Here is a 21,223-nt window from a genome sequence, read left to right as displayed (position 1 = left end):
ACTAATCTTCAAGTCCCAGGAATAAGTTATTTAATGATTCTGCATATAAGGGGTGGGCAAAAATAAAATAGCGAATCGTGTCGTAGGTAATTCCACCCTCCATAGCCATTTGCAGCACGGTCATAATTTCGCCGCCTTCGGGCCCTAAAACCGTTGCCCCTAATATCTTCCTGGTTTCAACATCAACTATAGCCTTCATAAAACCACGGGTATCGCCGGTTTCAATGGCGCGGGCCACATGTGCCATAGGCAGTTTGGCTACTTTATAGGTCAATCCTTGTTTCCTGGCTTCAGCCTCGTCAATCCCTACCCGCCCAAGTTGCGGATCGGTAAACATACAATAAGGCACCAACCTGTCGGTAATGCTCAGGTTTTGCTTTTCGATAAGGTTGCGATAAACTATGGTATAATCGTTATACGAAATGTGCGTAAAAGCAGGCCCGCCTTTTACATCGCCAAGGGCGTAAATGCCTTGTACATTTGTTTCCAGTTTGCTGTTTACTTTGATGTTGCCTTTTTCATCCGTTTCTACCCCAGCCTTATCCAATCCAAGCGTTTCAGTTTGCGGTGTACGGCCAACTGCTACCAATACGTGGCTGCATCTTATCTTTTTTTCTTCTCCATTGCTGGTTACAGTAACGGTTATTTTACCGCCGGTTTTCTGCTTAAATTTTGTAGCATGCGCATTGGTGATTACATTAATCTTTTCGGCCTCCAGTATCTTTTGCATTTCGGCAGATACGTCTTCGTCCTCGCGCGAAACTATTCTGCCTGATTTCTCTAAAATGGTAACCATGCTGCCAAACCGGCGAAACATCTGGCCAAACTCCAGGCCGATATAATTACCACCAAGCACCAATAAATGCTCCGGCACATAATCCAGGTCAAGGATGGTTGTTGACGTAAGATATTTGATTTCGGCCAACCCTTCAATTTCGGGAATAAACGGTCTGGCGCCTACATTTAAAAATATCTGATCGGCCTGGATGTTTTGCTTTTTGCCATTTTTAAGTTTCACCGAAATGGTTTTATCGCCGGTAAATGTTGCCTCGCCAAAAACAACATCAAGCCCTTTTGTCTTCTCGGCCGCATGCTGCCCTCCAATGCGCGATTGCATTACAATATCGTCTTTGCGCTTTTTTATGCGGGGCATGTTTACGGCAAATTTCTTTACCGGTACACCCAAATCGGCGCTTTTGCCGGCCATATAAGCTGCCTTAGCCGATGCCACCCAGGTTTTGGTTGGGGTACAGCCATCGTTAACACAGGTGCCACCATAAAAACGTTTTTCAATAATCACCGTTTTTAATCCGGCCAGTGCCAGCTTTTTGGCAAGCGGAGCCCCCGCCTGGCCGGCACCTATAACAATGGCATCAAACTTTTTCATCCTTATGGAGTTACTTTAACACCTTTCCAAAACGCTACATAGTTGGTAATGTTTGCCGCGGCATCTTTTGGCTGCGGATAATACCATGCGGCGTCCTGATTTTTTTTCCCATCAACGTTGAGTGTGTAATAAGATGCAAGGCCTTTCCAAGGGCAGGTTGTATGTGTATCGGTAGTTTCCAGGTATTCGCCTTTTACACTTTCAATAGGGAAATAATGATTATTTTCGACAACAATAGTGTCATTGCTTTCGGCAATGACCTGGTCGTTCCAGGTGGCTTTCATAATATGAATAGATTTTACGATAAAGATAGCCTTAACCCGTGCAGATTTACAATGCAATTGACTTATTTTGTTTGTTAATTAAATATATAGCATTCATAATCAGCACCAAATAAAAAAAGTTTAAAATTTATTTTTAATTTATCAATTAAGCTATATCTTTGCATTCCCAAAATAAGGGAAATAAAAATAAAAAAAGGCCCGTTCGTCTAGGGGTTAGGACGTTAGATTTTCATTCTAGAAACAGGGGTTCGATTCCCCTACGGGCTACTAAAAACGCTGATTTCATATAAGAGATCGGCGTTTTTTGCTTAATGGGGCGCGCAATAGGTAAAATTTATTTGAAGCTGAATGACACTAAATGACGCCGAAACGATGATATTTTACGTTAATAATATCATCATCAAAATAAGCCATCGAACAACCGAACACTTAAAAAGATTGATTTTAATGTTGACAAATGCGATTTGATCAATCAACTTACCCATGATCAAAAAGGGTAAAATTCTTAGTTTATTTCATAGACAGTTAACAACTCACAAAAAAGCGAGTTGAGGCGAAGTCGTTATAGAGAAGCCTGGAGAAGGATATAACGATATATTTTACGCAAGTAAGCCTTAAAGCTTGAATAAAACAACATTCCGATAAAATTGAAAGCTTTGAAAGTTATGCCAATTTCAATTAGCTTGTGAGCTAAAATTATAATGAGTGACGTTGCAATTTCAAACATCATGACAGGCAAGCGATAACTGATGTCGTGAAACCTGGTGTTATATTTGAATTGCTTAAGAGCGAGGAACGCCTCTCCTCTTATGACAGTTTATTTTATAATCCCCTTTTTATTGAGGCCCTCAATGCAATTTATGGATTGGGTACATTTCTCAAAGAGACTTAAGCCCGCTATTTTCTTTGATTCGTTTTATCATAGTTTCCTGTGCCGATCTTTTATCAAGATCAGACGGGCGTGTGTTCTTTACCACTTCTTTTTTCTTTTCGCCGTTTGCTATAGTGTATTCCTCCAATAATCGACGCGAAAGGAGTTCGGCCTTCAATTCCGGCGCATATAGTTTATAACCAAGCGCTGTCAAAGTATCGCCGGCCACCAATTCAAATATTTCCAGTTCATCGGGCTTAAATTCTTTTAAAAACTTGTTGGAGTTATTGGTCATGATTGGTTTGTTCAGGTTGCTCCACATTTCGCCGGATTCTGCGGTTATTTTAGAGGCGTTGGAGGTATAATATTGCAGCATGCTATCGGTGTAAGCAATATCTAAAAAGGCGCATAGCTTGCGTACTGTTTCCTCGGGTTTACTGATCAGGTTTTCGTAATTGAGGGAGAAAAACCTGTCGGCAGGTACCTGTTTAGCAAGGGCAAGGCAGGCGTCCTGGTCCTTTTTCCATTGTTTGGCTATGTGGTAAATATGCTTATCACCAACAACCGCCTTCTGGAACGACAGGGCCACATCCCTTCCATCTCGGTACAGGTAAATATATTTCAGTTTATCTTTTTGGGCTTCCAGGTCATCGGCAAAGTATACGTTGTTCATGCTTTTACAGCACCAATATTTGGCTTGTTTACTTTCGGCGGCCTTTTCATAAATGAGCCTATTCAGTTCAAACAGGGAGTTAGTTTCCAATTGCCCGTAAATTTCATCGGCATTAAGCACTACGCCTTCCCAGGGCACGGGGTTTACATTTACATATTCCACAACGTCATCAACCAGTTTTCTGTAGTTGCTATCGATATCAAGCGGCCCGTAGATATTCAACAAGGGCACAAAGGTCACCAATATATGCGGCGGATGCGGCGACGCCATCTCGGGCGACTGGTCCAATATCACCCTCAATAAATTCGATCCAGACCTTTGTGTGCCTATAATTTGTATTCCTGCTGCCTTCATGCTCAACTAAATATAAAACCTAAAAATATGGTGCCCAATATTAAATAAACCGGGCTTACCTTAAACCTGAAACTTAAAACAAATGCCACTATAGTGACCGCTATAATTGCCTTATCCAACGCCAGCGACCGCAATAAAATTATTGCCGATGCAATGATCATCCCTACAACAACAGGCTTAATACCCGCCAGGATACACTGCATGGTGTGGTGCTGCTTATTGCGCTTAAATATATTAGATACAATAAGCATCAAAGTTGCCGATGGTACAAATATGGCGGCTATGGCTATAAGTCCGCCCAAAAAACCGGCAAGTTTGTAGCCCACAAACAAAGCGCTTATTAAAATAGGCCCCGGCGTTACCTGGCTAAAGGTGATGCTATCAACAAACTGCTGGTTGCTGAGCCATTTTAAATCGCCTACAATTAACGATTGCATTATCGGTACAATCACATACCCACCACCAAACAACGATAAGCTAATGCCGGCGAAAACGACCACAAGCTTTAAATAAATGTTATTGAGTAAGGTCGCCACGTTGGTAAAAAAGCCTATCTCAATTATCCCTAAAACGGCAAGCAAGCCCCTGTTTAACCAGCTTAGGTTAAAACCGCCCGCTGGCGATGCGCCATCAACAACGATTAATTTACTTTTGTTATCCGGATTTAAAAAATAGCCTAATATCCCCCCGGTGGTCATTAAACCCAATGTCACAAAATAACCTTTGGCAAATACTGTTATTATCGCTGCCACCAAACAGATGGCTGTTTTAATGACCTTACCGTGGATCTCTTTTTTGTAGATGTTTGCCCCTGTTGATAATATAATGGCACTCACCGCGCCGGCAGCGTACAGCATAATATAGGCCAGGTGAATTTTATACGCGAAATTGAAATAACACCAGGATATTACAAACATTAAGGTGCAGGCAGGAAACAAAATGCCCAGCATACTTATAGCCGCACCCTTTTTGCCTTGCAGGTGATGCCCAACATAAGCAACCACATTTACAGCCACAGGCCCGGGCAGTAGGCTGGCTATGCTGATGCCATCAATTATTACATCGGCATCAACGGTTTTATCCTTATCCACCATTTCGCGCTGAATAACGGATATCAAAGCCATGTGGCCACCAAAAGAGACCATGCCTATTTTAAAAAAAGTTAAAAACAGGTAACGCAGATTAACTACTATGGTGTTTTTCTTTTCTATATTTATTTCCGCCAAGTTTTTCATTTCATCAGGGGTTTGGGCATTAAAAACCCAGGGGCTTCTTCCAGCCGGTAAGGGTCGCCACCTACTTTTATCTCCCAAAGTATTTTGCCGGCTTTATCTGTTACCAGGAATGCACGGGGATCTGTTAAGCAAAACAGGATTTTATCACCCAGCATCATGTGCGTGTCGCCTTTTGCGGTCGAATAATAATCATGCGGCAAGGGTACTATCAAAGTTGATTTAACTGTCTTTTTGGCCTCGTCCATTATAAATGACATGGCCCGGGTAATACCTGTTTTGGTCCCGTTATCCAGCAACATGAGTTCGCCATCGGCCTTGCGGTGTACGGCATGCTGCGATGCAAAGTATTCATTTTTTTGCAAAGGGAAATCTCCGCCTTCGCCAAATTTCCAGAGCACTTTACCTGTTTTGTATTCAACCTTCCAAACCTGGTTCAGGTCGCGGTATGATATGATAAAATTACCATCTTCATCCTTAAACAAAGAATTGGCGTGCACCCAATCCTTTTTATGCTTCAGTATCAAGGGATCTTTCAGAGGATCGAGATGGTCAAGTACCGACCATTCCCATAGCTTATGCCCTCTTTTGCTATAAACCACAATACCATCCGCATGCACCGTATCCTTAAGGGCACCGCCTGCTTTGGTTAAATCCCAAACACGTTTATCAAAAGTAAGCGCGTAAATATTGCTACTGTCGTCATATCGCACCTCGTGGTGGATCATTTTGTCCATTTCCCCCTTGCCTACCTTCCAGTGTAAAACTTCTTTACCGGCCAGGTTGGTCTCCACCAATTCATCACCGCCCGATGAGGGGATCTTTTCGGCGCCTACAATAGCTAAAATGGTATGGTGAGGTGTCCAGTTGGTAACTTTTACGCCCTTTTTAAAGGGCTGGTACCAAACAATATCGCCTTTGTAGTTAATGATCACCATTGAACCGGGCTGCGTCAATATCTGCGTTAAAAAGTATTTTCGCTTCATATCTTTTTCAATAGCGGTATCAACGCTTTGCATATCAAAATATGGCGTAGCCTGGTAAATAGATTTGGTCGAAAAATTATGTGGGCGGCTACTGGTGGTATCAACGCCATTGCCGGCCATTACCACAAAAGTATAATCGGTTTTGGCAATGGTGCACATTACGTTAAGCGTATGAGTTACGCTATCGGTGCTTAAATCGGAGTACAGGGTATCCTTGCTGCCGCGTGTCCAGTACTTTAAATACATCGAACATTTTTTGTTGGCCGTTACCCTTACTTTTAGCCTAAGCCTGTTATCGGGCAGGTTTATCAGCTGAATATCTTTAATTTTTACGGGGTATATGTAGCTGCTGATAGTATCGTTCTTTAACAAAAAAAACGTCAGCAAAATAAGTGCCGCTACACAACCAAGTACAATTTTGTAAATTTTATGCATTTATTAGTTTAAAAATGCAGTGACCCCCAGGGTACGGGCCACTGCATGATGATATTATTTTACACGCCCCGCGTTAATAGCCGGCGTTAACGAGGTGTTGCTCTGGATCTCGTTTTGCGGATAAGGATAAAACTGGTAGTTAACCGCATCCGAATAAGTAGTTTGGTCCCTTAACAAAGGAACTACCTTTTGTTTAAATTTCAACAGCGGCGTAGCACCATTTGAAGCGCTTTTACCCCAACGGATCAAATCTTCCCTACGACGGCCTTCCATAAAAAACTCCTTGTTGCGCTCGTCAAATATGGCATTACGCAGGGTTTCTTTGGTGTAGCTGGCTACATACAGACTACCCAGGCTGCTGCGGTTACGTACCTGGTTAATTAAATTGATGCTTTCAGCATTCGGGCCGTTAAGCTCATTCAATGCTTCAGCACGCATCATCAACACATCGGCATAACGTAAAATGGTAACGTTGTTAAAGCCCGCGTAGTTATAGTTGTTTACTGCCGGATATTTTAAATTGTAAACATATTTGGCCAAAATAGTATCGGGTGCCGAGCCACCAAGACCACCGTATTCTTTAGGTACATCTACAATCTGGCCGTACAGCGTTTTGTAGCTGCCAGTTAGCAGGGTGTTACGGCGGTCGTCGGTTTTGTCAAATTGCGCGTAAAACTCCAAATGCAACGGGAAATTACCGTATCCCCTGTTTAAATCCCATGGGGTTGAGTTGATACCAAAGCTGTTTGAATTAATACCATAGGCACCTGCCTCGTTCGATGATTTCAACACAAATATAAATTCGTTATCGCTGCGGTTATCGGTATTAAACATCGATGCCAAACCACCTTCGGCCTTGGTGCGCAGGTCATAACCTTTGCCCATTACCTGAGTGGCCATATCGGCCGCTTTTTGCCATTGTCCCTGGCGCATGTATAAGCGGGTAAGCAAAGCTTTGGCAGCACCGTTGGTAGCGCGGGCGACTTCATTGCCTGCATAGGAGTCGGGCAGGTTTGCAGCGGCGTATTCCAAATCGGTTATCATGGCTGCTTCCACATCGGCTTGTTTGGCCAGTTTAGGGTTTTGATCTTCGGCGGTAAAGTGCGATGATGATTTCAGGATCAACGGCACATCGCCCCATAGCGAAGTAGCATCATAATAAGCCAGGGCACGTAAAAAACGTACTTCGCCTAAATTTTGCAGCTTTATTTTATCTGTCGACCCCTTTGAAGCGTAATCGATACCGTTTATCAATTCTTCGGCTTCATTAGTGCGCGATATCATTTTAAATATACTTACCCAAACATCGTTGATAACCGAGTTTGAAGCATCGTAAGTAAGCTGATCCAGCTGCACGCCTTGTCTTGAGGTAATGGTGGTGGTTACCACATCAACCGGGTATTCATACAACCAATATAAAAAGCCGGCGTAGTAACCGTAACCGCCATTATCCTTAAGCGCCGCGTAAGCGCCAACAACAGCCTGGTTACCGTTTTCGGGGTTGGTTAACTTGCTGGCATCGTATACCGAAAAGGTTTCGTCCTTCAGTCCTTTTTTACATGATATAATTACCAATGCACCCAAAATGCAGGTCACGGTAAATATTTTGAATATATTTTTCATCTCTTATCTTTTAAAATTAGTTATAAAGTGACACGTAAACCAACCAGATACATTTTATTAACCGGGTAGGCATTAAAATCTATACCGCGGCCGGCATTTTGGTTTTGCTGCGCGTTATCAATCAGGTTACCAACTTCGGGGTCAAGCCCGGTGTATTTGGTAAAAGTGAACAGGTTTTGCGCGTTCAAATAAATATTCAACTGCGCTATACCGATACTTTTTAGCAAAGCAGGCGGAAAGTTGTAGCCCAGCGTAATGTTTTTAATGCGGATATAATTTGAACTCTCCACAAACCTGGAGTTAACCCAGCCACCATGCGGCGTACCATAAAAACCGTTTACCGGCACGGTACCGCTTGTATTGGTTGGCGACCATGTATTGGTGATTACCTCTTGCAAGGTATTGCCCTGGCCCAGCGGGTTCAGCATATCCTCTTTTTGCACGTTAAGCAATTTGCCCCCTGCTTGCCCCTGCGTAACAATATCAAGTTGGAAGCTTTTAAAAGTGATGTTGTTGGTGAAACCGAAGAACATTTTTGGAACGCCTGTGCCTAATACCTTACGGTCAAGCGCGTTTACAATCCCGTCGCCATTTAAATCGGCATATTTAGGTTCGCCTGCAACCGAGTTGGGTTGCGTGGTTTTTAAAATCGGGTCGCCGGCCTGGATAATACCCTGGTAAACATAGCCGTAAATAGCGCCTATTGGCTGCCCTACCCTAATGATGAATGGTGTCTCGAAATCAGCCGCTCCATCGGGCTTAATGCTGCCCACATAAATATCGGAGTTGTTTGAACCTAATGATTTTACCTTGTTTTTGTTATAGGCAAACGTTAGCGTGCTACTCCATTTAAAGCTTTTTGAGGTTACGTTTACCGTTTGTAATGAAAACTCCAAACCTTTGTTCTCTACCTTACCGGCGTTGCCGTATTGGCTTGTAAAACCGGTGGATGGGGCTATGCTCCTGTCAAGCAGCAAATCGCGGGTTTGCTTGTTGTAGTAATCGGCCTCCAGGATAATCCTGTCGCCAAAAAAGCCAAAGTCCACGCCTACGTCAAGCGCGCCTGTTTGCTCCCATTTTAAATCGGGGTTTGATAGTTTGGTAACGGCAATACCGCTCACTGTTGATACACCATCAAAAGTATATTTGGTAGTGTTGTTACCGGCAAAGGTAGCCAGCGATAAACCGGACGAGATCCTGTCGTTACCGGTAATACCGTAGCTTACACGTGCCTTACCTGATGAAAAGATGTTAAGGTCTTTAATAAGGGTTTCTTCGTTATACCTCCAGGCCAATGCTGCCGATGGGAAGTAGCCTAATTTATTGTTATCGCCAAATACCGACGAACCGTCAATACGGTAGGTACCGGTAAAAATGTATTTGTTTTGATAATCATAATCAATACGACCAAACCAGCTGCGGCGTTTTATCTGGCTTTTGCCAGAGTAGGCCGAAAAAGTTTGGGCGATACCTAAATTATTGTACCCTAAATCGTCGCTGCTAAAGTTGGTTGCTGTGGTGCCGTTTTCTTTGTATATGTATTGCTGCTGGTTATAACCTAATAACAATTTTATGTTGTTGCCGCTTTTGCGGATGCTGTAGTTAACAGTTGGGTTAAAGATCAGGTCACTTTCGGTTATGTCGGTAATGGTTGCCAATCCTTTTGATGCCACACCGGCAGGAACGGTTGAAGGAGCAAAATAAAGCACCTTGCTCTGGTTAATATCGGCACCCAGATCCGACTGAAATATTAGGTTTTTAATCGGCTCATATTTTAAAGAGAAGTATCCGTTTGTACGGAACACCGAGTTTTGCCTATCGGTAGCTGCTATAAAGTGAAGCGGGTTTTGCGCATCCAACACAGCGCTCACGCCCGAATCGAACGTTGATGCCGGGTTTGCCCTGATAACCTGCTTAATAAAACCGTTGATAGATGATGGCGCCAATGGCAAATCGTTTTGAACGCCATAGTTGCCAAATACCCTGGCGGTCATTTTAAACTTATCGGTTACGGCATGATCGATATTCACCCTGCCGCCTACCCTGCGGTAGCGCGAATCGATAACCACGCCTTGCTGATCGAGGTAATCAAAGCTGGAGTAAACCGATGTTTTATCGGTACCGCCAGAAAACGCGATGGTATGGTTTTGAACCCGCGCAGTGCGGAACAACTGACTTTGCCAATCGGTACCAATTAAGCCTGCCTTTAATGAATCAAGCCTGGTTTGTTTATACGGCGCTGTTGTACCTTGCGCTACGTATAAAGCGTTCAGGCGCACGGCAAAATCATACGGCCCGGCCAGGTCAAACCTATCTACCACTTTTTGGTAACCTAAAGTACTTACCAAGCTAACGTTGCTCTTTTTGTTTCGGCCGCTTTTGGTGCTTATTAACACAACGCCATTGGCACCACGTGCACCATATATTGATGTTGAAGCCGCATCTTTTAAGATTGATATAGAAGCGATGTCCTCGGGGTTGATACTAAAACCTACCCCGTTATTGGTAGGGAAGCCATCAATAACATAAAGCGGCTCGCTATCGGCATTAATGGAGTTTGTACCCCGTATCCGTACAGATAATGATGCACCCGGCGTACCGTTGTTTTGCTGCACCTGCACACCTGCCGCTCTACCCTGTAAAAGGTTGGCAACAGATAATGATGCTTTGTTTAAATCCTCGGCACTAAGCGTTACAGCCGAACCTGCAAAGGTGCTTTTGTTTTTGCTGCCATAACCAACCACCATTACTTCGTTCAGCGCTTTTTGGTCGGTAACCAAATCAACGTTGATACTGGTTTTGCCGGCTACCGGTACCTCGGCAGTTACAAAACCAAGCATTTTAAAGGTTAGGGTAGCTTTATCGTCAACGGTTATCTGGTATTTGCCGTTCACATCGGTTATGGTACCGTTAGTGGTGCCTTTTTCCTGTACGTATACGCCGGGCATCAGGTCGCCGTTTTGGGCTTTAACCACACCGGATACCAAAACTTTCTGAATTGTATTTTCAGCAGTAAGGCCCGATGCCAAAGCATGGGATGTGATACCGGCAGTTATAAGCAAAACGCACATAAGCACCTTGTATGCCAGTTTAATTTGTTGGGTAAATTTTTGCATGTGTAATAGTTTAATAGTTCATTTATCAGAGAGAAATTGTTTGGGCATTTATTGGCGCGGCTTATCCGCCGCTTTGTTTGGTACAGGGTTTTGTTATCAAATTGCGGGGGTATTAAATTTATTTAACATCATTAGGTTCATTAAAGGGGGTTATTTTAACCCAGTCTATATACATATAGTCGGTATCAAAATTGGCCTTCCCTATCCAGTTAGGAAACCAGATGCCTACCGTAAAGTTGGCCGCGTGAAAGGGTACGTGCTCATAGGCGGTGTGCAACAGTTTATTATCGTAGTAATACTCAACCCTGGGGGTTTGGCCGTTGCCGCCGGTATGCCATTCGTAACGATATAAATGGTACTGCCCATCGGTTTGATTGCCAAAATAAGCATCGGTGGTTTTGTATTGCGTTTCGGCAACACCCGTCCAGTTGGTCATTAATCCCCAGTTTAAATTGGTGCTATCGGGATTATTGGGAGGCTGATTATGGCCTGGAAACTCAAAATCAATTTCGTGGTTGTAGTTGTCGTTCTCGTAATAAAAACTCCAGAAGGCAGATAACGCCCCCACCTGCGGGCAAATCTTCGCCCTCACCTCGTACGATCCGGAAGCGTACATTTTAACGGTACGCATAGCACCGCCCACTTTGGTATTTTGGCCATGGCCTTGTATATAGCCTTTGTAATTATCGCCAAGGGCGCGCACTATAAGGTTGCCTTTACGTGCGTATAAGTTTGCCGGCACTACGCCGCCGTGCGTGCCCTTTTTAGGATTTTCGCCCCATTTGGTATCGTGCTTATACCATACAGCGCTATCAATGTACGACGACTTAAAATCGTCAAAAAACACCTGGCATTGCGCGGGGATATAAAGCAGTAAACAAGCAATTGTTGTAAAAAAAAGTAGTTTTAAATTCATATAACGGAAACATTATTTATTGATTCCATAAAATTAGTTTCCGCGGCAACCCGGTTCATTCCTATAGTCCTGAATTTATACACTGTAGTCCCAAATTGACTGTATTTCAAAAAAACAATTTAAATTTTTAGAAAAATGCAACATTAACACTAAATTTAAATATAATTTATAATTAAATGTTTAGCCATTTATATTAAATTGAAAATAGCATACACATGTTGCGCTAAAATCCTAACTTGTAATATGATAACCCGGTACTTTAATTTACTGCTGATATTCATTTGTTGCGCCACGGCTGCATCGGCCCAAAAGCAGGATTTAAAGTCGGAACAGATAGGCATTAATGAGGGCCTGTCGCAAAGCACGGTACGTTGCATTTTCCAGGACGATAAGGGTTTTATGTGGTTTGGCACCAAGGATGGGCTTAACCGGTATGATGGTTATAAGTTCATCGTTTTCAAAAAAAATCCCGGCAATCAAAACAGCCTCGGCTCAAATGATATCAAAGCCATTACCGACGATAAGGACGGCAACCTTTGGATAGCCACCTGGGAAGGCGGCCTTAATTTGTACGATCCCCGGCTTGACAAATTTACCCGCTACCAGCAAAAGGCTAACCAGGGCAACAGCATCAGCAGCAATTTTATAGAGGCCATTTGCCGCGACAGCAATGATGAGATATGGATAGGCACCGCCGATCAGGGCCTTGACGTGTTAAACCGCAAAACCAATATATTTAAACACTACAGCAACAGGCCAGGCGATAGCAAAACGCTTACGGGCAACAGCATATCGGCCATTTTTGAAGATAGCCGCAAAAACATATGGGTAGGCACCACCAGCGGCCTCAATATGCTTGATAAAAAATCGGGCACCTTTAGGCGGCTCATTCACCAGGCAGGCGATGCCACTTCTGTATCTGACGATAACATTAAATTTATTTTTGAGGATGATAAGCATATTATTTGGGTGGGCACATACAACGGCGGCCTTAATAAGCTTGACAGGGCAACGGGCAAATTTAAGGTTTACAACACCGGGGGCAGCAGTACCATAAGCAGCAACGCCCTGCTTGCCATGGGGCAGGATAGCCGTAATAATTTATGGATAGGTACCGAAAATGGTGGCCTTAATATTTTTGACCCTGCAACTGAAAAATTTATCCAGTACACCCATACCGATAACAATGCCACCAGTATAAGCAGCAATACCATCAACGCCATATTAAAGGATTTAAAAGGCAATATTTGGATAGGCACATCAAACGGGGGCATTAACCTGATAAAACGCGATGCCGATAATTTTGCCTATTATAAACACGAGCCAAGCAAAAATAGCTTAAGCCATAACACGGTGAACAGTTTTTATGAAGACAGCAAGGGCAACCTTTGGATAGGGACCGATGGCGGCGGCCTTAACCTGTTCGACCGTAAAAACGGAAGTTTTACGAATTGGACCGCAGGCAATAGCGGCCTTTCTAACGATTATGTGATATCGGTAACCGAAGATGCCCGCGGTTTTATTTGGGCGGGCACCTGGGGCGGCGGTGTAAGTGTTTACAACCCCGCATCAAAACAGTTTAAAACCTACAAGCACGAAGCTTCAACCCCAGCCAGCTTAAATACCAATTATGCTTTTTATGTTTTTACCGACAGCCAAAAACGCATTTGGGTTGGTAACTATGGCGGCGGTCTGGATATATACAACTATCAATCCGATACATTTAAACATTATGTACACAACGATGCCGATGCGCAAAGCATCAGCAATAATAATATACTGTCTATCAATCAGGATCAGGAAGGGCACATTCTGGTTTGTACCGATGGTGGCGGCTTCGATATTTTGGATCCTGTAACAGGCAAGTTCGCCATTTATAAAAATCAGGGTATTAATAATAGCCTGAGCAATAACAGTGCATCATCTGTTTTTGAGGATGAAGATCACAACCTGTGGATAGGCACCAACGACGGACTTAACAAACTGAACAGGAAAAACAACAGCATCCAAAAATATTATACCACCAACGGCCTGCCAAGTAATTTAATAACCAGCATTACCGGCGACCATAACCATAACCTTTGGATAGCCACTACCCGTGGGTTAAGCAGGTTAAACCTGAAAACCGGTTTATTTAAAAACTACACCATTGCCGATGGCCTGCAATCTAACGAGTTTAAACAGGCCCATTTTTTAAGTAAAACCGGGCAGATCTATCTCGGTGGCGTAAACGGGTTTAACGAATTTTATCCCGACCATATCAGCAGCATAGCATTCGACCCTCCCTTGCTGTTTACAGATTTTCAGATCTTTAACAAAGAGGTACCCGTTGCACAGGATAAAAACAACGACTCGCCTTTAAAAGTTAGCATTGCTTACGAAAACGAGATCACGCTTAGCTACAAGCAATCGGTTATCACCATCGATTTTGCATCGCTTAACTATGTAAACAAGGAGAAAAAGCAATACAGCTATATTTTAGAGGGTTTTGACAAACAATGGCATAGCCTTGGCCTTAAAAACAACGTTACTTATACCAACCTCGATCCGGCAACGTATACCCTTAAAATAAAAGGGCTGAATAACGGGGGGGTATATTCCAACAAAATAGCCGCCCTTACCATTATTGTTACCCCACCATTTTGGAAAACCTGGTGGTTTTATGCCGCTGTTGTTATAGCCGCGGCCGGCACTATCGTATTTATATTTTACCGGCGGGTAGCATCCATCCGCATGCGTAACAAGATCCTGGCTGCTGAGGTGGAGAAACGCACGCTGGAGTTAAAACGGCAAAACGTAAAACTGGAAGAATACACCAAAGAGGTGCTGCATAAAAGCGACCAGATCCTTAACCAGCAACAACAAATTGTTGACCAAAACCAGGAACTGGAAAAAACGATTAACGAACTGGAAGTATCCAATAAAACCAAAGACAGGTTCTTCTCCATCCTGGCGCATGACCTGCGCAACCCTATCGCGGCCATATCCGGCATATCCGAAAACCTGAAAAAGCAACTGCCAACGTTAAATAAAACGGCGTTATCCAAGTACATTACCCACATTAACACCAGCGCCAGTTCGGTGCTGGATCTGCTGGTGAACCTGCTGGAATGGGCCCGTACCCAAAATCAAACCCTTACCAGTTTCCCGGCTCATTTAAGCCTTTATGACCTGGTGATAAAAAATGAGCAGCTAATGGACCAGCAAATGCGCAACAAAAACATCTATTTTAAGATGGATATTGATACCGCGCACATTATTTATGCCGATAAGGACATGATAGATACGGTTATCCGTAACATATTGAGCAACTGTATTAAGTTTACCCCGGCTTACGGCCAAATATGGATAGAGGCCGAAGAACTGGACAACGAGATCAAGATGATTTTTCATGATACCGGCGTGGGGATGACGGAGGAGCAGATAGAAAACATTTTCAGTATTGAAAAACAGATCCTCTCCGTCGGCTCGGCAGGAGAAAAAGGAACAGGTTTGGGGCTCATGATCACCAAGGAATTTGTGGAGGCGAATGGCGGATCGATCACTATAAACAGTTTGGTAAACGAGGGATCAACATTTATTATCCGGCTGCCAAAGGGTAACCCGGCTCTTTCGCCCGCGCTGCCGGTAAAGGATGGAGCAGCATCGGGTACGCCCGAAAACTACTTCCAGGATGTGTTTGCCGATAGCAAGGTGGCCAAAATTAAAGGTAAACGCATTTTATTTGTTGATGATAACAAGGAAATAAGAGCTTATTTAAGGTTGATGCTCGATCCTGCTTTTGATATTTTGGAGGAGGAAAATGGCGAGGAAGGTATTAAAACAGCCATCCGTTCGCAACCCGACCTCATCATATCAGACATGATCATGCCCGTTATGAGCGGGCTCGACCTGTGCAAGGCTTTAAAAAAGAACGAACTCACCAGCCATATTCCCATTATACTACTTACCAGCCAAACCAACGTTGAAAGCCAGCTGTCGGGCTACGAGGCGGGGGCTGATGCTTATTTGATGAAGCCGCTGAGCCAGCCTATTTTGTTCCAGGTGATTTATAACCTCATCATGACACAGATCCGTATGCGGTCAAAATTCGCCAGTTCTGATGAAGTTTACCCGGACGAGGCTACTTACAACAAAACGGATAAGGAGTTTTTAGATAAGGTGATAGCCTACATTGAAACCAACCTTGCCGATACCGAGTTGGACAACCGCCGCATTGGCGAAATAACAAATATGAGTCGTACGGTGCTTTATGCCAAATTTAAAATGCTTACCGGCCAGGGTGTGCATGATTTTATCAGGAGTATCAGGGTAAAAAAGGGATTGCAGCTATTGTTAGAGGGCCAGTACAATATCAACCAGATATCGTACGAGGTTGGGTTTAATACGCCCTCCTACTTTTCCAAATCATTCATTAAGCAATTTGGCATCCCGCCTAAAGAGTACATCAACAAAATGAAACGGCCAGTACAGGCTAATCAGTTTCACAATATTACCGAATAACAAAGGCCCGGATTTTACAACCAGGCCTTTGTTATTTAGGCAAATACTTACTTATAACGCTGTGAACTTAAAGCTATGTACAATAATTTCGACCGTGTTATTGCTTGCCGGAGCGTGGCCCTGGAACAGCCATAAATTCATATGTATTGGCATACTTAAAGTACTGATGGAATAGGCTGGCGATGTGCAGGTAGTGGTGTAAGCCAGGTTGGTATCATCGTCATAAAACCCATTAATGGCCTTAAATACCACCGATGTAGCTGTGCGCTTGAATCTGTTGGTGGTGTAAGTACCCGATGTGGTGAATGATGTAGCATTATGGAAGTTACCGCTAGCGCCTTGCGCCGGATAAACAGTATACCCTACAAAGGGGTTGTTAGCGACACCCCATTTGGCATACTCAATATCCATTTCATCGTACCCGTCAATACCCGAGTAGTTGAAAAAGCCAAGCACGATGTATTTATCAAGCGAACTTACCGGCCCTTCTACCTGCCACTGATAGGTGCCATAACCAAAGTTAGCAGTACTGGTTACCTCGGCACATTCCCATACGCCGGATGTGGCGTTTTTAGTTAGCTTTAAGTGAAGGTAGCCATTGGCATCTACAAAAGCGTTGGCGCCTTTCCAGCGGTTAGGGCCAGGACCGGCCGTGCCGGTGCCGGAATCTTTAATTGTCCAGGTATAGCCGCTAAAGGATAAAGTGCTGGTTGTTTTAAGCTTGTCGTCGGTAGTTGTGGCTACCGTAGATTGCGGCTTGCTGAAGTCTTTTCTGCAGGAGGCCAGCATCAGGCCAATGGCCAGCAGGTGAATGATTTTTTTCATGATTTTTGGTGTTTTAGTTGATATGATTTTGATAAAAAATTCCCGTTATAAACATCAACCTGGCGGTCCACTATAGTACATAAAAAATAAATCGCAGTTAACCAGTTGATTACAATCCAAAAGTATAGGGCAGGATAAACCATTAATTTCCTATAGTCCGCATTTTGAGTAATAGCGTCCGTAATTAATTCTGACGCTATAAAGCGTTCCTGGCATGGGTTATATTTGTTTAAGAGCAAAAAAGATTTGAAATTTAAATACCACAGATATGTTATTCAGCAAACTGGAATCAGTTTTATCGGCATCACCATTAACATACCAAAACGGGATGGTGATCTGGTTGATGGGTTTATCGGGCGCTGGCAAAAGTACCATAGCCCAATTGCTAAAAAACGAACTGGCCGATAACGGCATTTTTTCTATTGTACTTGACGGTGATACCATGCGCGAAACCATTTGCAAAGATCTTGGCTTTACCCCCGAAGATAGGCTGGAAAATGTGCGCCGCGTTGCCGGTATTGCCCAACTACTGGCGCAAAACAATGTGGTTACCATATGCTCGCTGATAACACCGTTGCACAATCACCAGCAAACCGTGCGTGATATAGTTAAAACCAACTATTTTGAAGTTTTTGTAGATTGTCCTATTACCGTTTGCGAAGACAGGGATGTAAAGGGACTTTATAAGCTGGCGCGACAAAATAAGATCAAACGGTTTACGGGTATATCGGCGGCCTTCTGCCCGCCAACAAATCCAAACCTTATTTTAAAAACATCGCAGGCAAATCCGCAACAAAGTATGCTACAACTTTATGATGAAGTTATCGGCACGATTGTTAAACATGACCTGTAAAATCCTTAAGTTCTGAACCTTAAGTCCTGCGATTCTAATAATTATCCCCCTTCGGGCTTCAAAACAAAGGGCCTAAAGCCCTCCGCCTGATAAGCCAATACTTTGTAGCTGCCCCAGGGCAAATAATAACGGCAGCCCCGTTCAATTTTCCTTCTGCCGGCGAAAATATTTCAATCTCGGGTTTTGTAACGCTGTAAATAAGATCGGATTTAATTTCTGCGGCAATACCATATGTCCATTTTGTGTATTGGGGATTGTATAGGGGTATATTGCCATTAAAATTTGAACTGCCACCTTAATGGGCGTTATGGCGATTAGCAAGCAAACAAATTTTGCCGAGCAAGCCTTTAGCTTAAAGCAGGCATATGATCCGGTGCGTTTCTTATTGGCAATGGCCCACCTTGTTTATTAGGTAATTGTTTACAATGATAAAATTCCATAATACACCAGCGTCCCGATAACAGTATTTGACATGTTTTTAACATAAATGTCAAGGCATGCAAATTGGGCAACCAGCTTTACTCCGGAACGGTTAACTTAGTGAGATTAAACAACCTAAAGTCAGTTTTAATTGCGAAATTATTTACTGCTTAAAATTATTCAATCCACTAACCGGCTTGCTATGCGGGTAAGTTTAAAATTCAACTGCAAACTATTGGAACCGGAAATGACAAGCCATACCTGATATTTTAACCAATACCTAAATGATAAGCAACTATCTAAAACTTGCTACAGTGTATATATTGCTATGCTGCAGCGCTACAGTTTTTGCACAACGCAAAAACATTTTATGGTATAACAAACCTGCCGCCAACTGGAACGAGGCATTGCCAATTGGTAATGGGTATATAGGAGCCATGGTGTTTGGCGATGCGCAGCTTGAACGCCTGCAGCTAAACGAATCGACAATTTGGGCCGGAGGCCCTAACAATAATGTCGATTCGGCAGCGAGACCTCACATTGATGAAGTGCGCACATTGCTGGCACAAAAAAAATACGTGGACGCGCAATTGGCTGCGAATAATCAACTGGGGCCAAAAGGCAACAGCGGAATGCCTTACCAATTGGCAGGCAATTTGTATATCAATTTTCCCGGGCATCAAAATCCAGCTGAGTATAAACGCGAACTGAACATCGAAAACGCCACTGCTTCGGTAGCATACACCTACAACGGCGTAAAGTACAAGCGCGAATATTTCACTTCGTTTACCGATAACGTTTTAGTGGTTAGGCTAACTGCCGACAAACCTAAAATGATTACCTGCAACATCGCCTTTCAAAGTCCGTTAGGCAAAAGCAAAGAAGTTGTTAACGGCGACCTTACGCTTACCGGCATGGGCAGCGATCACGAAAATCAAACGGGCAGGGTTAAGTTCAATGTAATTACAAGAGTGAAATCTGTCGCCGGCTCCATTACTGCCGATACTTCGGGCATTAAGGTAACCAATGCCGATACTGCTGTCATCTACTTATCGATAGCCACTAACTTCGTCAACTACCATGATATTAGCGCCGACCCGTTAGCGCGGGCGCGGGCAATCTTAAATAAAGCTTACAAAAACAATTATACAGCGTTGCTGGTAAAGCATACCGCATTTTACCGAAAATATTATACCCGCGTAAAATTGAACATTGGCACTACTCCTGCGGCGAACGCTACAACTGATATCCGTATAAAGAATTTTGCACAAGGAAACGACCCCCAATTAGCTGAACTTTACTTTCAATTCGGCCGGTACCTGCTTATATCATCGTCTCAACCGGGCTCACAACCTGCCAACCTGCAGGGTATCTGGAACGGGGATTTGAAAGGTGCCTGGGACAGTAAGTACACTGTTAATATAAACACCGAGATGAACTATTGGCCAAGCGAGGTTACCCAATTACCAGAGTTAAGCACGCCGCTGTTTAATATGGTTAAGGATTTGGCTGTTACGGGCAAAGAAACTGCACGGATTATGTACGGTGCGCGTGGCTGGGCCCTGCATCATAATACGGATATATGGCGAATAACAGGCGTGGTCGACGGAGCGTTCTGGGGACTGTGGCCAACCAGTAACGCCTGGCTTTGCCAGCACCTTTGGGAGCATTACCTGTATACCGGCGACAAAGAATTCCTGAAAAAATACTACCCGGTAATGAAGGACGCTGCCAGGTATTTTTTTGACGTTTTGCAGGAAGATAAAGAGCATAACTGGCTGGTGGTGTCGCCATCCGTTTCACCGGAGCACGAATATATCAACGGCAAAACGCAAGTATCGGTAACCGCTGGTGCCACTATGGATAACCAACTGGTTTATGGCTTATTTACATTAGTTGCAAACGCCGCAGCTGATCTAAAAGTTGATAATGCTTTTCGCGATAGCATATTAAATTACAAAAAGAGGCTGCCGCCCATGCAAGTTGGCCAACATGGGCAACTACAGGAGTGGCTGGAAGATTTAGATTCGCCTACCGATAATCATCGCCATGTATCGCATCTGTACGGCCTGTTTCCGGGAAACCAGATTTCACCGTTCCGTAATCCGCAGCTATTCGCTGCGTCAAAAAACTCCATGCTGTATCGTGGCGATGTATCTACAGGCTGGTCCATGGCGTGGAAAATAAATTTGTGGGCGCGGTTGTTTGACGGAAATCACGCCTACAAATTAATAACAGACCAAATTGCGCCGGTTACAGGCAGGGGGGGAGGTACCTACCCCAACCTGTTTGACGCACACCCTCCCTTCCAGATAGACGGTAACTTCGGATGCACGTCGGGCATCGCCGAAATGTTGCTTCAGAGCCATGATGGCTTTATTTACCTGTTGCCCGCATTGCCTGATGCATGGAAAAAAGGCAGCGTAAAAGGTTTGGTTGCCAGGGGCGGTTTCGTGGTGGATATGGACTGGGCCCAAAGTAAAATAACGCGCCTGGTTGTTCATTCAAAGGTTGGCGGAAACTTGCGCCTGCGGCTGAATCAAACGACAACAGGCAGTTTGCTTAAAAAAGCGAGTGGCAAAAATCCAAATCCATTTTACTGTATAACAACCATACCCGAGCCTATAATCAAACGTTCGGACAAAGATCTCAGCATTATTTTGGCCCAAAGCTCGCTTTACGACGTTAACACAGAAAAAGGGAAAACCTATACGCTCATAGTAAAATAATCGGGTAAAATGCAAC

12 protein-coding genes and 1 tRNA gene are annotated in these 21,223 nt (G+C 43.8%); 4 read left to right on the top strand and 9 right to left on the bottom strand.

Features of this window, described 5'->3' with window-relative positions; translation table 11 throughout:
• Window position 1: 1 nt before the first annotated feature.
• Window positions 2–1,387, bottom strand: coding sequence for a mercuric reductase (locus tag AC1DU2_RS05780; protein ID WP_477383282.1), 1,386 nt, complete (start codon window positions 1,385–1,387; stop codon window positions 2–4).
• Window positions 1,388–1,389: 2 nt separating this feature from the next.
• Window positions 1,390–1,671, bottom strand: coding sequence for a DUF427 domain-containing protein (locus AC1DU2_RS05775; protein WP_477360365.1), 282 nt, complete (start codon window positions 1,669–1,671; stop codon window positions 1,390–1,392).
• Between the two features lie 195 nt (window positions 1,672–1,866).
• On the opposite strand from AC1DU2_RS05775, the gene AC1DU2_RS05770 reads away from it, so the two are divergent.
• Window positions 1,867–1,938 (top strand) — tRNA-Glu (locus AC1DU2_RS05770).
• A gap of 611 nt (window positions 1,939–2,549) precedes the next feature.
• Here AC1DU2_RS05770 and AC1DU2_RS05765 read toward each other — a convergent pair.
• The 6 genes from AC1DU2_RS05765 to AC1DU2_RS05740 form a co-directional block, all read right to left on the bottom strand.
• The gene (locus tag AC1DU2_RS05765; protein ID WP_477383280.1) at window positions 2,550–3,569 is read right to left on the bottom strand and encodes a sulfotransferase family protein; all 1,020 of its coding nucleotides are present in this window, start codon (window positions 3,567–3,569) and stop codon (window positions 2,550–2,552) included.
• A 2-nt stretch (window positions 3,570–3,571) separates the two neighbouring features.
• Window positions 3,572–4,804, bottom strand: coding sequence for a chromate efflux transporter (chrA, locus tag AC1DU2_RS05760; protein WP_477383278.1), 1,233 nt, complete (start codon window positions 4,802–4,804; stop codon window positions 3,572–3,574).
• A complete protein-coding gene (locus AC1DU2_RS05755; RefSeq protein WP_477360359.1) occupies window positions 4,801–6,222 on the bottom strand; it encodes an aryl-sulfate sulfotransferase in 1,422 nt (473 codons plus the stop codon). Before AC1DU2_RS05755 ends, chrA begins: the two co-directional genes overlap by 4 nt.
• 54 nt (window positions 6,223–6,276) lie before the next feature.
• Entirely contained in the window at window positions 6,277–7,845 is a 1,569-nt protein-coding gene (locus AC1DU2_RS05750; protein WP_477360356.1) for a RagB/SusD family nutrient uptake outer membrane protein, read from the bottom strand.
• Window positions 7,846–7,865: 20 nt separating this feature from the next.
• Window positions 7,866–10,961 carry a SusC/RagA family TonB-linked outer membrane protein gene (locus AC1DU2_RS05745; RefSeq protein WP_477383276.1) on the bottom strand — a complete coding sequence of 1,032 codons (3,096 nt, stop codon included), beginning with the start codon at window positions 10,959–10,961 and terminating at the stop codon, window positions 7,866–7,868.
• Between the two features lie 118 nt (window positions 10,962–11,079).
• Complete coding sequence (locus AC1DU2_RS05740; RefSeq protein ID WP_477383274.1) at window positions 11,080–11,877, bottom strand: glycoside hydrolase family 16 protein; 798 nt, start codon at window positions 11,875–11,877, stop codon at window positions 11,080–11,082.
• Window positions 11,878–12,120: 243 nt separating this feature from the next.
• On the opposite strand from AC1DU2_RS05740, the gene AC1DU2_RS05735 reads away from it, so the two are divergent.
• Window positions 12,121–16,380: a hybrid sensor histidine kinase/response regulator transcription factor gene (locus tag AC1DU2_RS05735; protein WP_477383272.1), complete on the top strand. Its 4,260-nt coding sequence runs from the start codon at window positions 12,121–12,123 to the stop codon at window positions 16,378–16,380.
• Window positions 16,381–16,431: 51 nt separating this feature from the next.
• Here AC1DU2_RS05735 and AC1DU2_RS05730 read toward each other — a convergent pair whose 3' ends face one another.
• Entirely contained in the window at window positions 16,432–17,205 is a 774-nt protein-coding gene (locus AC1DU2_RS05730; protein WP_477383270.1) for a glycoside hydrolase family 16 protein, read from the bottom strand.
• Window positions 17,206–17,473: 268 nt separating this feature from the next.
• Here AC1DU2_RS05730 and cysC point away from each other — a divergent pair, with 268 nt between their 5' ends.
• Window positions 17,474–18,058 carry an adenylyl-sulfate kinase gene (gene cysC, locus AC1DU2_RS05725; RefSeq protein ID WP_477360345.1) on the top strand — a complete coding sequence of 195 codons (585 nt, stop codon included), beginning with the start codon at window positions 17,474–17,476 and terminating at the stop codon, window positions 18,056–18,058.
• Window positions 18,059–18,762: 704 nt separating this feature from the next.
• On the top strand, window positions 18,763–21,207 hold the full coding sequence (locus AC1DU2_RS05720; protein ID WP_477383268.1) for a glycoside hydrolase family 95 protein: 2,445 nt from the start codon (window positions 18,763–18,765) through the stop codon (window positions 21,205–21,207).
• The last annotated feature ends 16 nt before the right edge of the window (window positions 21,208–21,223 follow it).

It is taken from the genome of Mucilaginibacter sp. P4_C11, assembly GCF_056402115.1.
Note: the sequence above shows the minus strand (reverse complement) of the source record. Positions and strands in the feature narration are given on the sequence as shown.